The sequence below is a fragment of the Lysinibacillus sp. GW823-FHT02G10 genome (genome assembly GCF_058797135.1).
Window position 1 is genome coordinate 383456 of sequence record NZ_JBXAJI010000002.1, and the last position, 14843, is coordinate 398298.

Annotated in this window: 11 protein-coding genes and 1 other annotated feature; of the genes, 5 read left to right on the top strand and 6 right to left on the bottom strand. The window is 39.6% G+C overall.

Going from position 1 to position 14843, the window contains the following annotated elements:
• Positions 1-77: 77 nt before the first annotated feature.
• Positions 78-286 (bottom strand) — a binding site (T-box leader).
• A gap of 102 nt (positions 287-388) precedes the next feature.
• Positions 389-3427, top strand: a complete 3039-nt coding sequence (locus AC1RFD_RS11800; protein WP_115674506.1) for a transglycosylase domain-containing protein — start codon at positions 389-391, stop codon at positions 3425-3427.
• Positions 3428-3562: 135 nt separating this feature from the next.
• Positions 3563-4444, top strand: a complete 882-nt coding sequence (locus AC1RFD_RS11805) for an NAD-dependent epimerase/dehydratase family protein (RefSeq protein ID WP_259948500.1) — start codon at positions 3563-3565, stop codon at positions 4442-4444.
• Between the two features lie 109 nt (positions 4445-4553).
• On the opposite strand, the gene argD is transcribed toward AC1RFD_RS11805, so the two are convergent.
• From argD to acsA, 5 genes are all read right to left on the bottom strand, one after another.
• Positions 4554-5684: an acetylornithine transaminase gene (gene argD / locus AC1RFD_RS11810; protein WP_048393719.1), complete on the bottom strand. Its 1131-nt coding sequence runs from the start codon at positions 5682-5684 to the stop codon at positions 4554-4556.
• A 73-nt stretch (positions 5685-5757) separates the two neighbouring features.
• A complete protein-coding gene (gene argB / locus AC1RFD_RS11815) occupies positions 5758-6543 on the bottom strand; it encodes an acetylglutamate kinase (protein WP_492474921.1) in 786 nt (261 codons plus the stop codon).
• Entirely contained in the window at positions 6506-7738 is a 1233-nt protein-coding gene (gene argJ / locus AC1RFD_RS11820) for a bifunctional glutamate N-acetyltransferase/amino-acid acetyltransferase ArgJ (RefSeq protein ID WP_492474922.1), read from the bottom strand. Before argJ ends, argB begins: the two co-directional genes overlap by 38 nt.
• A gap of 56 nt (positions 7739-7794) precedes the next feature.
• A complete protein-coding gene (gene argC, locus AC1RFD_RS11825; RefSeq protein WP_259948506.1) occupies positions 7795-8829 on the bottom strand; it encodes an N-acetyl-gamma-glutamyl-phosphate reductase in 1035 nt (344 codons plus the stop codon).
• 232 nt (positions 8830-9061) lie between these two features.
• Positions 9062-10789: an acetate--CoA ligase gene (gene acsA / locus AC1RFD_RS11830; RefSeq protein WP_375543413.1), complete on the bottom strand. Its 1728-nt coding sequence runs from the start codon at positions 10787-10789 to the stop codon at positions 9062-9064.
• A 321-nt stretch (positions 10790-11110) separates the two neighbouring features.
• Between acsA and AC1RFD_RS11835 the strand changes: the two genes are divergently transcribed.
• The 3 genes from AC1RFD_RS11835 to AC1RFD_RS11845 are packed head-to-tail and all read left to right on the top strand — an operon-like array spanning position 11111 to position 13575.
• Positions 11111-11743, top strand: coding sequence for a GNAT family N-acetyltransferase (locus tag AC1RFD_RS11835; protein WP_492474923.1), 633 nt, complete (start codon positions 11111-11113; stop codon positions 11741-11743).
• Between the two features lie 24 nt (positions 11744-11767).
• Positions 11768-12415, top strand: coding sequence for an acetoin utilization AcuB family protein (locus AC1RFD_RS11840; RefSeq protein ID WP_048393508.1), 648 nt, complete (start codon positions 11768-11770; stop codon positions 12413-12415).
• Positions 12415-13575: an acetoin utilization protein AcuC gene (locus AC1RFD_RS11845; protein ID WP_492474924.1), complete on the top strand. Its 1161-nt coding sequence runs from the start codon at positions 12415-12417 to the stop codon at positions 13573-13575. The genes AC1RFD_RS11840 and AC1RFD_RS11845 overlap by 1 nt, the downstream gene beginning before the upstream one ends.
• Before the next feature lie 178 nt (positions 13576-13753).
• Here AC1RFD_RS11845 and ccpA read toward each other — a convergent pair whose 3' ends face one another.
• Positions 13754-14758, bottom strand: coding sequence for a catabolite control protein A (gene ccpA / locus AC1RFD_RS11850; protein WP_048393506.1), 1005 nt, complete (start codon positions 14756-14758; stop codon positions 13754-13756).
• Positions 14759-14843 lie beyond the last annotated feature (85 nt).

Consider the following 14843-nt stretch of genomic DNA (forward strand, 5'->3'; position numbering starts at 1 on the left):
TCCTCCTAAAATGGTTAAATTCATTACGTGCATGGACATGTTTAAATAAAAAAAGTCCCTACACGCAAACAATTGCATGCAGGGACGTTAAGTTGCAAACTAACGCGGTACCACCCAGCTTGAAGATGTCATCCACCTTCCACTTCATTCAGCCGCCTTTATCGCAGGCGCGCACGTCTAAGCTCCAAGCACGTAATTCGTCTCTACAATATGACCAGTTTTCACCAACCACTGGCTCTCTAAACAGGGAATATAGACACTACTGCAAGCTCTTCATCACCAGAAAACTATAAACATAATTTTATACGATTCTTTTTCAAAGTCAATAACTATGTTCGTGCTAAAACAATATGTGCTATAATAGACAAGATTTTAGGAGGTCGATACATTGAAAGATTGGATTGAAAAAATCAATGCAAAGATCGATGAATTACTTGAACAAAAATGGATGAAGAAATTACGTATTTCAGGTAGTGTTACCTGGAACTTATTTTTACTATTTTTAGTCTTTGCATTGGTTGGCACTGTATTTGTCGGTTCAGTTGGAGCTGGTTATTTTGCTTCTCTTGTAAAAGAAGAACCGTTACGCTCAAAACAAGAGTTAAGGGATCAAATTTTTAGCTATGAAGAAACCAGTGAGATTTATTTTGCCAACGATATTTATATTGGGAAATTAAGGACAGATTTAGATCGACGTGAAACTTCGCTTAGCAATGTTGCACCAGAGGTCGTGAATGCTGTTCTGGCAACAGAAGATGAATATTTCCGAGAGCATAACGGAATTGTTCCTAAAGCAGTTATTCGTGGGTTATTACAAGATGTCACAAACTCTGCAACGCAGACAGGTGGTTCTACACTTACCCAGCAGCTTATTAAAAACCAAGTACTAACTAATGAAGTATCATACGAGCGTAAAGCTAAGGAAATTTTACTAGCGATGCGTTTAGAACATTTTATGACGAAGGAAGAAATATTAGAGGCTTATTTAAATATCATTCCCTATGGTCGTAACTCTTCAGGACGAAATATTGCAGGTGTTGAAACAGCTGCGGAAGGAATTTTTGGCGTAAAAGCAAAAGAATTGACTCTTCCTCAAGCTGCGTACATAGCTGGTATTCCACAGGCACCATTTGCTTATACACCATTTACAAATACAGGTGAACTGAAAAGTGAAGAAGCTTTGAAACCAGGTATTGATCGTATGAAAACAGTACTTTATCGTATGAAAGAAGCTGGTTATATTGATGATGCACAGTATAATGAAGCGTTAAACTATGATATTGCTGCCGATTTCCGTGGACCAGAAATGCGAGCGGAGGATCGTTATCCTTGGTTGACTTATGAGCTTGAAGCTCGTGCAAAAGATATTATTGCTGAAAAATTAGCAAAAGATGATGGGATTGACCCAGAGCGCTTAAAGTCAGAAAAAAAATTAAAGGATAAATATACGATTTTAGCAGATCGTGATGTTCGTTCAAAAGGCTATCGTATTTATTCAACCATTAATAAAGATATGTATGATGCGATGCAAAAAGCAGCAAAAGACTTCCAGTATTATGGTCATACGTATACTGGTAAAGGGAAAGATCCTGTTACTGGTGAAGAAATTGATATTGAGATGCCGGTACAAGTAGGTAGTATTTTAATAGAGAATACGACAGGTCGTATTTTAAGCTTTGTCGGTGGTCGAGACTTTAAAACCACTCAAGTAAACCATGCAACACAAGCTTATCGTTCTAACGGTTCTACAATGAAACCATTACTTGTTTATGGACCTGCCATTGAGTATGGCGTAATCGGTGCGGGTAGTCCATTAGTTGACGTGAAATTCTCAATCGGTTCTTGGAGTCCAAGTAACTATATTACGAGTGATGAGCGAGGTCTTATTCCAGCACGTGAAGCTTTAGCAGATTCTCAAAATATTTCAGCACTACGTTTATATAATGATATTATTAGTAGACGCCCTGCAGATTTGTTAGTAAAAATGGGATTCTCAAAATTACATCCAGATGATTTTACTAACCTAGCAACTGGGATCGGTGCTTTAAGCGAAGGAACTACTGTTGAAGAAAATACAAATGCATTTGCTACCTTTGCAAATGGTGGCCAATTCATTGACGCTTATATGATTGATCGAATTGAAGACCAAGAAGGAAATATTGTTTACCAACATGAAGTAGAACCTGTTCAAGTATTTAGCCCAGAAACATCTTATATCGTGACAGATATGCTACGTGATGTTCTCACTAAAGGAACAGGGACAATGGCACGAAATACATTAAAATTCTCTTCTGATTTCGCTGCAAAAACAGGGACTTCTCAAGAATATAAAGATGTTTGGTTAGTTGGTTATAACCCTAATGTATCTCTTGGTGTTTGGATGGGTTACGATCAACCTCGTACACTTTATGCATTTAACAACACCTATTTACAGCCAAGCGTTCGGGTGAATAAGCTATGGGGTACTTTAATGAATGCTGTTTACGATGCGGACCCTCAGCTAATTGACCCTCCAACAAGTTTTAAGGCGCCTAAAAATGTTGTGACAGCATCATTCTGTGGCATTTCCGGCATGGCCCCTTCTGCAGCTTGTGCTAGCGCAGGTCTTGTACGCTCAGATTTATTTAATGCGAAAGTATTTTTACCATCACAACCTGATGATAGCTTAGCCTCTTCAAGTGTTGTGACGATTAAAGGAAAAACTTATAATGCGTTGCCAAATACACCAGCAGAGTTTGTAAAAGCAGGTGGCGCAGGCATTAATCAAGACTTTATTAAACGAATGTTAGGTAGACTTGGCGGGAACCCTGCTAGTCTGTTACCAAAGAATTCTACATTGTCGAATTCATCTGTATCAGCAGTTGATTTCCCAGCGGATGGTAGCCCTCCAGGAGCTGTCTCAGCTTCAGTAAATGGCTCTACATTATCATGGTCAGAGTCATCGAATGATGTTGTTGGTTATCGTATCTACAACGTTACGAATGGCGGTAATACACTTGTAACGTCCGTACTAGAGTCAACACAAAGCATTACGGTTGCTAGTGGACAAGCTTATGTAGTGGTCGCTGTAGATATTACAGGTTTAACATCACCACACTCCAATGTTGTGTCTACTGGCGGTAGTGAAAATGAACCTGACCCAGAGGAAAACGACCAAGAGCCAATACCACCTACAACACCACCTACTAATGGCAATGGTAATGGTAATGGTTCGGGTAGTAACGGCAATGGCTCCAATAATGGGAACGGGTCTGGTAATAACGGCAATGGCTCCAATAACGGGGATGGTTCTGGTAACAATGGCAATGGCTCCAATAACGGGGATGGCTCCGGAAGCAATGGCGATGGATCTGATAACCCCGGAGATGGCACAAATGGAGGAGACAATGGTAATACCACTACTCCAACTGAAACATCAAGGCGCTAATCCATTATGCCTTAGCAAAAGCATTTGTATTAGATAATCAATTAAACAGACTTACTGCATATTACTTATGAATTGTAGTAAGTCTGTTTTTTTGTCATTATTAAGAGGACTACTATTTTGAAGGGGTGAAAATATATGAACATATTGATTTTAGGAGGCACACGTTTTTTTGGAAAAAAGCTAGTTGATCTTTGTATTCAAAATGGACATAATGTAACGATTTTAACACGTGGTCAAAGTGGCAACCCCTTTGGTACACATGTTAAGCAATTAGTAGTAAATCGTAATGATCGTGATGCTTTAGAACAGGCACTAGCCAATACAACATGGGACATTGTCTATGATAATATTTGCTATTCGCCCAACGAGGCACAAGCGATTTGCGAGATATTAAAGGGAAAAACGAAAAAGCTCGTCTTTACTTCTACTCTTTCAACATATGAGGTAGATGGTAAGATAAAAAAGGAAGAAGACTTTGATCCATACCAGTATCAAATTCGTATGGGACATCAAGAGGAATTTTCTTATGGAGAAGGAAAACGACAAGCGGAGGCAGTCTTATTCAAAGAAGCTTCATTCCCAGTCGTAGCTGTACGTTTCCCAATTGTGATGGGTGAAGATGATTATACTCGACGTTTACATTTCCACGTTGAACATATTTTACAGAATCAGCCGATTACTTTACCGAACATTGATGCAAAGATGAGTTATATTACAGATGGGGAAGCTGCTGAATTTTTATACTTTGCGGGCGTTACTCCTATTGAGGGACCATACAATGCTACCGCATCAGGGGCCATATCTCTCAAAGATCTAATTGCGCTAATTGAAGAAGCAAGTGGTCAGCGCGCAAAAATATCCCTCATTGGTGGTGATGAGGAATCACAGTCTCCTTATGGGGTGCCTGCTGATTGGTATATGTCTAATGCTAAGGCTGAGAAGGCAGGATTTACGTTTAGTCAGCTTGAAGATTGGTTACCAAAATTAGTGGCAACATTAGTAAAACAGCTACAATAGCATTTATAGCGCAAAGAATCTGCTCATATCTAGCAGATTCTTTGTTCATCCTAATGTCTAGTCATTTTTGCCGCTAATGCCTCACTTTCTGCTGAACGAAAGTGTATTTTCACGGTAATATGTTCTTTAAAATAGCTACTGCTTTGTCAATCTCTTCCTTTGTGACCGTTAATGGAGGCAAAAGACGAATAACTGTTGGCCCTGCCCCTACTAATAAAAGACCACTTTCTTCCGCTGCCGCGATATAAGGCGCAACTTCCGTGTCCCCACAGCCAATCCCTAACAAGAGACCCTGGCCTTGAACAGTATAGCTAGAAGATAAATGAGCCCTTAGTTGTGCCACAAAATAGGCAGATATTTCTCGTACCTGCTGTAAAAAATCCGGCTCAAACACATGATTTAAAACAGCTTGTGCCACATTCATCGCAAGAGGGTTTCCACCGAATGTTGTACCATGTGTTCCTGGACTAAATGTAGCATGAAGCTCAGCAGTTCCGAGCATTGCACCAACAGGGAAACCACCACCTAAGCCTTTTGCCAAAGTTACGATATGTGGCTTTAATACCGTTTGTTCAAATGCATAGCGTGTTCCTGTTCTTCCAATGCCCGTTTGCACTTCATCAACAATTAGTAGTACACCTTGCTCCTCACAGACTTTTGCAATAGCTGCGGCAAATTCTGCTGATACACTATTGACGCCACCCTCTCCCTGAATCATTTCTAGCATTATAGCTGCAACTGAATCATCAACGGTTGCTTCAAGTGTAGCAGCATCATTAAATGGCAAAATCGAAAATTTTTCTACGAGTGGTCCAAAGCCATTATGTACTTTGCCTTGACCTGTTGCAGACATTGCTCCAAAAGTACGACCGTGGAATGATTTTTCAAATGTAATAATATGATGTTTGCCTGTATGCTTACGAGCTAATTTAATGGCCGCTTCATTAGCCTCAGCCCCGCTATTACAAAAAAAGGCATGTGAAAAGTGTGTATTAGCAATTAATTTTTCTGCCACCTTTTCCTGACCTGGTATTTCAAAAAGATTTGAAATATGCCATAGCTTTTGGCTTTGCTCTTGAAGTGCCTGTACAACGGCTGGATGGGCATGACCAAGACTCACCACAGCAATGCCACTAGTAAAATCCAAGTATTGCTTCCCTGTTGAATCCTCAACAATTGTCCCCTGACCTTTAACAATTTGTGCACGACGCTTGCCGTAATTCTCAAATAAAACACTCATGTTATCATCTCCACTATCATTTAAAATAGTTTCTTTCAACAACTATACTTCTCAAGCTATCCTATTTAGAACACTAGGAAGAAAGAAGTTCACTTGTGGCTACAATTGTTGTACCAATTAAAGTTGCGCCTACAATTTGTACAGAAGGAACCCCTGCCCGTAAACAGTCAATCGCTCCTTGCACTTTCGGAATCATTCCACCGTAAATATGGCCCTGCTCTGTCCATTGATCTATAAGACTAGGTGTAGCTATTGCTTGATATTCATCTTCAATACGGATACCACTCACATCTGTCACGAGTAGTAAGCTATCTGCTCCGACGGCTAAAGCAATTTCACTTGCTACCGTATCGCCATTAATATTAAGAGCCTGACCTGCTTCGGTCGTACCTACGCAGGCAATAACAGGTACAATCCCTACACCCATTAAAGCTTCCAATAAGGATGTATTGATATTTTTAATAGCTCCTACATACCCGTAAGTCTCTTTATCTAAAAAGTCTACGACTATCAACTGATTATCAAAGCCATTTAATCCGATGGCTGCTATACCAGCTGTTGTTAACTCATGAACTAATGCAGTGTTTACTTGCCCTATTAGGGTCGATTGGACAACTTTAATTGCAGCCTCGTTCGTGACACGTATTCCATTTAATGTATGTGATTGTAGGCCTTGAGCAGCTAGTTCTCGATTTATGGCTGGCCCACCCCCGTGGGTAATAATAAGCTCTACCCCACTCTCTTGTAATCTTTTAAAATTATCAAAGAAAGCCTCATTTAAACCTTCCAGTGTACTGCCCCCAAGCTTAATGACCACACGTTTATGAGCGGTATGATGCATTGATTTGGACATAGTCATATGTTAAGTCACATCCAAAAGCATGCCCCTTACCATCACCCACACCAAGGGACACATAGATTTTTACTTCATGCATTTTTAATATTTGAATTAACTCGTCCTCAGAAAAGGGAATTGGTTCACCGTTTTCTACCATAGTAGCACCACCGATTTGGATAGTAATTTTATCTGGATCAACTGTTGCGCCACTATACCCTACTGCTGCAATAATACGCCCCCAGTTGGCATCACAGCCGAAAACTGCAGTCTTTACAAGTGGTGAACCAACGACTGTTTTTGCAATTTTACGTGCCTCCTCGTCTGAAATTGCACCAACAACTTCCACTTCGATAAGCTTCGTTGCTCCTTCACCATCTTTGGCAATCATTTTTGCTAAATCTTCCGCTACTGTTTGCAAAGTGTTAAAGAAATTTTGCCAATCTGGATGCTCTGGAGTTAAAGAATTATTCCCTGCCAAGCCATTAGCCAATATTACCACTGTGTCATTAGTGGATGTATCCCCGTCAACTGTAATAGCGTTAAATGTTAAATTAGTAATAGTCGATAAAGCTGCTTGTAACACATCAGATTCAATGTTGGCATCTGTTGTAATAAAGCCTAGCATTGTTGCCATATTAGGTTCGATCATACCTGAACCTTTTGCTACACCAGCAATGATAACTTCCTTGCCATCCACAGTTGTACTATAGCTTGTGTTTTTCATGACGGTATCTGTTGTCAAAATAGCCTGCGCAAAGTCAATCGCACTTTCTAAATTGTCCTTTGGCTCTAACTGAAGAATACCATTTGCTACTGGCTCTAATTTCATCATTTCTCCAATAACACCTGTCGAGCAAACTCCCACCAAATTTGGTGCAATCCCTAATTTTTCAGCAGCTAGCGCTTGCATTGTTTGGGCATCTTTTACACCTTGTTTACCTGTACAAGCATTCGCATTGCCTGAATTCACGATCATCGCTTGCATTTTCTTAGTTGCATAAACAACTTCCTTCGTGACTTTTAATGGTGCTGCTTGCACAGCATTTGTAGTAAAAACACCCGCAACACTTGCTGGGACTTCACTTACTAAAAGGGCTAAATCCTTTTTCTTATGTTTTAAACCACAGTGTAATCCGGCTGCCTTAAAGCCTTTTGGTGAAACAATATTTTTACTTGATAATTTTTTCATTACATTCGTTGAAGTGGTAACTGTCATCCGAAATTCCTCCTTAGATTAATAAATAAGAGAAGCATACAGTTGCCTGCATGCTGTTAAATAAAGAACGGTACGACATCTAGCCCTGTCGTTTGTGGTAAGTCAAATTGCACATTCATATTTTGGATAGCTTGCCCTGCTGCTCCTTTGACAAGGTTATCAATTACACTAACAATTGTGGCGCGATTTGTACGGGAATCTACTTTCACTAGAATGTCACAATAATTTGATCCCTTGACACGATTTGTCCCTAAACTAGATGCATCCGTAACGATTCGAACAAATGGATGATTCTCATAGGTTGCCTGTAAGCAAGTGATCAATTGCGACTCTGTAATTCCCTGCATTACTGGTGCATAGGATGTCGCCAAAATTCCCCTGGTCATTGGAACCAGATGCGTATTAAAAGTAACCTTTGTATCTGCTTGAGCAAACATGGAAAGTGCCTGTTCAATTTCGGGAATATGTTGATGTGTATTTACTTTATAGATTGAAAAATTCTCATTTGTCTCACTAAAATGGGTAGTTTGTGAGGGCTTATTGCCTGCTCCTGAAATACCACTCTTTGCATCAATAACTAGAAAACTAGGATCAATTAAACGTTCTTTTACAAGTGGTAGTAAGGATAATAAAACTGCTGTTGGGTAGCAACCCGGATTAGCAACAAGTGTTGCTTGACGTATAAGCTCTTCATTCCATTCTGTTAAACCATATACACTTTGTTGAACACTATGGAACGGTGCAGCTTTTTTGCCATACCAGGTTTCATAGCTTGCTAGATCTTTTAACCGAAAATCACCAGATAAATCGATTAGCTTTGGTCCTTTCCCAACCAAAGGCGGTAATAGCTCACTTGTCACCCCAGATGGTGTACTCGTAAAAATAACATTGAATTTTTCTAAAGTGTCATACGCAATCTTTTGTAACGGTGTATCAGCTATCCTAACAAGATGGCCAAATTTCGAAGAAAATTGGACACCCTCTTCTGAAGAAGTAAATAAATCAATTCGTTCTACAGCTGGATGATTATGTAAAAATCGAATAAGTTCTAGACCACCATATCCAGTTGCTCCAATAATACCTACTTTCACTGCACTCACCTCTGAAATAAGTTAAAAATAGTATACGTCTGCATATTTATTAAGTCAACTGAATTTTTATTTAATTCATTGTTTTTTGAAATAGATAATATTTCACCTACTCTCACCTCTATACTATTGTAAATCCAGAAAAAAGAAGGCAAGAATCCTTTCGTCCATCGAATGAATCCCTGCCTTCTTTTTATGCACATGTTGTATAAATATCAATTGATGTTTTAGATAATTAATCTTCCATGGTTGATAAATCACCAGTTGGTAAATTTAATTCCCAAGCTTTCAAAACGCGACGCATAATTTTACCACTACGTGTTTTTGGCAATTTATCTTTAAATTCTATTTCACGTGGTGCTGCATGTGCAGATAAACCTTTTTTAACAAAATCACGTATATCTTCAATTAATGCATCAGAAGGTTCTACCCCTTCTCGTAAGGATACAAAGGCTTTAATGATTTCACCTCGCACCGGATCTGGTTTCCCGATAACACCCGCTTCAATCACATCTGGATGCTCAAGTAGCTTACTTTCTACTTCAAAAGGTCCTACACGTTCACCAGCCGTCATAATGACATCATCCACACGCCCCTGGAACCAGAAGTAACCTTCATCATCCATATAGGCTGAATCTCCAGACACGTACCATTCTCCTTTTAGGAAATAAGATTCATAGCGCTCTGGATTGCCCCAAATTTGGCGCATCATGGCAGGCCAACCACGACGAATAGCTAGATTCCCCATTGTAAATGGTGGAACCTCATTGCCTGCATCATCTACAATCGTCGCATGAATACCAGGAAGAGGTTTCCCCATTGAACCTGGCTTAATATCCATCGATGGATAATTACAAATCATATGCGCTCCCGTCTCTGTCATCCACCATGTATCATGTATACGATGACCTAGTTCCTCTACTCCCCAGCGAATAACTTCTGGATTCAAAGGCTCACCAACAGACAGCACATGGCGTAAAGATGTGAGATCATAGCTTTCAAGCAAGCCACTACCTGCACCCATCAGCATTCGGAACGCTGTTGGTGCACTATACCACACTGTCACACTATAATCTTCAATAGCCTGATACCATGCTTGTGGTGAAAATCTTCCTCCGACGATTAGCATTGTTACACCGTTTAACCACGGACCAAAAATGCCATAGGCTGTTCCTGTAACCCATCCAGGATCAGCTGTACACCAATAAATATCATCTTCACGTAAATCAAGTACCCATTGTGTCGATTGATATTGCTGAATCATAGCATTATGGACATGCAATACACCCTTTGGAGCACCTGTTGATCCAGAGGTATAGTGAAGAATCATCCCATCTTCTCTGTCTACCCACTCTATATCAAAATGAGCTGAAGCTTCTTTTAAATGTTTAGTAAAGTCTAGTATTTGAGCTGTTTCCTCAACGCCCTCCCCTACTAAAAAGATATGCTCCAATTTAGGTAATTTAGCTAAAGGTACACGTTCAAGTAAAGCAGGTGTCGTGACTAATACTTTCGCCTCACTATCAGCAAGTCGATCATACACAGCACCTTCCATAAAAGCTTCAAACAATGGTCCAACAATAACCCCCATTTTCAACGCACCTAATAATGAAAAATAAAGCTCAGGTGAACGAGGCATAAAAATAAATAAACGATCACCTTTCTGCAGATTAGTAGTCGCTTTAAAAACATTTGCTGCTTTGTTTGTTAACCTTTTCATTTCATTAAATGAATATGCCTCTTTCCGTTTACCATCATTAAAATACAATGCCACCTTATTTTTGCGATGTGTTTCTGTATGGCGATCAATAGCCTCATATGCCATATTCACTAAACCTGTTTCGCTCCAACTAAATGCCTTTTCCGTATCTGCCCAATTATGAGATTCTGCCACTTCTTCATAATTCGTTAAATGGTGTTGACCAGGTAAAGCCATTAACTTCTCCTTCATTTTCATCCCCATGAAAATACCCCTTTCTTTGCTTTTGTTTTTGACTAAATTTCAACAATCCCCCCTGTTGAAATTCAGAGAATTTTCCAAAAGCAAAATTGATATGTAGCAATTGTTATATAACAGTTATCCATAGTATTAATGTTCGAATCCCTAATAGTACTACTTTTATCTGTTAAATAACAGAAGCAATATAATCTTATTTTACACGAATTCAGATAGATTGTCTCAATATTTTTATTTTTCCAAAAATACAGGTATATTTTGCAAAAATAAGCGTTTTTACGCAAGAAATCAGCTATAATGGAATTATTAAACTCAGGTGGTGTAATTATGGAACATAAAAAAACTTTTTTTTCTGTCACAAAGGAAACAAAGCATGGTACTGTGTATGTGGAAGGACCTGTGCCTCCAGAAAAATTAGCTACATATTCATTCCATGAAGGCTTGGTTGCCTTCAGACCTCCAAAACAGCAACAGCAGGCCATTATAGAAATTGCTGGACTACCCGAAGGCCGTATTATTATTATTCGAAACGAAGATATTATTGTAGGCTATGTTACCTATCTTTACCCTGATCCACTTGAACGATGGGCAGAAGATCGTATCGATGACATGATTGAATTAGGTGCCATTGAAGTCATTCCAAACTACCGTGGTACTGGTGCTGGGAAGGCACTACTAGCCGTTTCATTTATGGGGGATGAAATGGAAGATTATCTTGTGATTACTACCGAGTACTATTGGCATTGGGATTTAAAGGGAACTGGTTTAAATGTTTGGGATTACCGCAAAATGATGGAGAAAATGATGAGCTCTGCTGGTTTCGAATATTTTGCAACAGATGATCCTGAAATTACATCACATCCAGCCAATTGCCTGATGGCGCGCGAAGGAAAACGGGTGCCTCCTGAGACAATGGAAAGATTTGATAGACTTCGTTTTAGAAATCGTTTCATGTATTAAAACTAATACAAAGGGGATGCATATATGATTGTAGAAGAAATTATGAATGATAAGCCTTATACATTAGCTCCTACCAATACAGTGCAGGAGGCACTAAAGTTAATGCGTGAAAAGAAAGTTCGTCATTTACCAGTTGTAGATGATGAACACCACGTTTTAGGTGTAATTACTGAACGAGATATTAAAGAGGTCTTGCCCTCATCTTTGCAGGACGAACCAAACTCTCCTATTTTTAATGCCAAAGTAGAGGATATTATGGTGAAAGACCCCCTTATAGGTCATCCACTAGATTTTGTTGAAGAGGTGGCACTAACGTTTTACGAATCAAAAATAGGCTGTTTACCTATCGTCTCTGGTGGAAAATTGGTAGGCATTGTTACGACAACAGATTTACTCTATACATATATAGAGCTGACTGGTGCTACAGAGCCTGGGTCAAAAATCGAGATTCGGGTATCCGATACCCCGGGAGTTTTATTTGAAATTACAAAAATATTTCATCAACATCATGCCAATGTCCAAAGCGTCTTAGTTTATCCTGACTCTGAAAATACACAAAACAAAATTTTAAGCGTCCGAGTAAAAACACTAAATCCTTTAGCAATGATTGAAGATCTACGCAAAGAGGGCTTTGATGTCCTATGGCCAAATTTACCGGGTGTTTCGCTATAATGAAAAAGGCCGTATTCGTATACTCGCCAGAACAACTCGGATATAAATTTTCAGATACACACCCTTTCAATCATAAACGCTTGACGCTAACTATGGATCTACTAAAAAATATTAATGCACTCGATGATGTAGATATTGTACCAGCACGTGTTGCAACGGAAGAAGAGCTATTGCTTGCACATGATTCAAAATATATAGATATTGTAAAAAAAGCAGGACATGGTGAATTATCAGAAGCACAATGTGAAAGCTATGGGATTGGCACTGAAGATACCCCTATTTTTGAAAATATGCATGAAGCAAGTGCACAGCTAGTTGGTGGAACTTTAACCGCTGTTGATTATGTAATGGAAGGAAAAGCCGAACACGCCCTTAACCTTGGTGGAGGACTCCATCATGGTTTCCGTGGTCGTGCATCAGGTTTTTGTATTTACAATGATAGCACAGTGGCTATTCGTTACTTGCAGGAAAAGTTCAACGCTCGTGTACTTTATGTAGATACAGATGCTCATCATGGGGATGGTGTCCAATGGAGCTTTTATGAGGATCCTAATGTTTGTACACTGTCCATACATGAAACTGGTCGTTATCTATTCCCTGGAACCGGAAATATTACTGAGCGCGGCAATGGGCAAGGCTATGGAACCTCCTTTAATTTTCCAATGGATGCGTTTACTGAGGATGAAAGTTTCCTAGAGATCTATGAACAGTCAATGCGGGAGATTTTTGAATTTTTCAAGCCAGATGTTGTATTAACACAAAATGGTGCAGATGCACATTATTTTGATCCATTAACACATTTACATGGAACAATGAATATTTATCGCGAAATTCCTAAGCTAGCTCATCAATTAGCACATGAGTATTGTGATGGTCGATGGATTGCAGTGGGGGGCGGTGGCTACGATATTTGGCGAGTGGTGCCCCGTGCCTGGTCCATGTTATGGTTGGAAATGACTGACCAAGCGTTACCAATGGGGCCACTCCCTCAAGCATGGCTGGATCGCTGGCAACCAGAAGCACCTGTTCCTTTTATTCCAACATGGGAGGATCCGATTCCTTTATATGAGCCAATTCCTCGTAAAGCGGAAATAGAGGAAAAGAATGCTCAAATGTTAGCCAAATCGCTACATATTATTCGGAATGAAAGACGGGATTAATTTCTTGGCCTCACGATATTCGTGGGGCTTTTTAAATTAGATGAATGCTTTTGGTGGTATATCCATCACTTCTATTGTTCTATCCCTCACTTTTGAAACGCTATCCTCTATTTTTGACGTTCCATCCAGCAAATAAAAACACGCAAATCCTTCATAAGCGATTTACGTGTTAGTATCATTATTTACTTTTGACAGATTGTCGATGCTCAATACGGTGTGGTAAAATAACCGCTTCGTCCTCGACAGTTTCCTTGCTCATTAATTTTGTCAGCAGGCGCATTGCAACAGCTCCAATATCGTAAAGCGGTAGCGCGACACTTGTTAACTGTGGGCGAACCATTCGTGCTAACTTTGAGTTCTCAAAGCTGATAACTTCAATATCTTCTGGAACATTTTTGCCCGCATCTTGTGCGCCATGAATTAAACCGATGGCCAATTCATCACTTCCTGCAAAATAAGCTGTTGGTGGCTGTTCAAGAGCAGATAAAATCTCCCAAGCCTCTAAGCCCATATCATAGCTGGACTCTTCTGCAGCAATTAATGCTTCATCTATTGGTAAACCAGCATCCTGCAATGCTTTCTTATAGGCTGCTAGCTTGAATTTTCCGTTAATTGTATACGAAAGTGGGCCAGTTACAAAACCAATCCGTGTATGGCCATTTTGAATAAGTAATGAAATAGCTTCATAGGCCGCCTGGAAATAATCGATATTCACAGTCGCAATTGTTTGGGATTCATCCACAGAGCCTGCAAGCACAATTGGTACTGGCGAATGATCCATCGTTTGCTGCATCTTTTCTGTAACCTCATCACTCATCATGACAATACCATCAACCTGTTTTCCAAGCATTGTATCCAGTAGCTGTAACTCTTTATCTTCATGTTGATCTGAGTTGGCTAAAATAATATTGTAACGATACATTGTGGCAATATCCTCTACACCACGAGCCAGCTCCGCATAAACATTGTTTGCAATATCTGGGATAATCACGCCAACTGTTGTTGTTTTCTTACTTGCTAAACCTCGCGCTACTGCGTTTGGACGGTATTCTAATCGTTCAATTACTTCTAGTACTTTTTTTCGTGTTGCTGGTTTTACGTTTTGATTACCATTGACTACACGAGAAACCGTTGCCATGGAAACATTTGCTTCTCTTGCAACATCATAAATTGTAACAGTCATCGTACGTGCCTCCCTTTTTTCCTATTATAGCCTTATCATACGATAATTTTCATATTATTTTCAAGAAGAACTACGTAAAAACCAA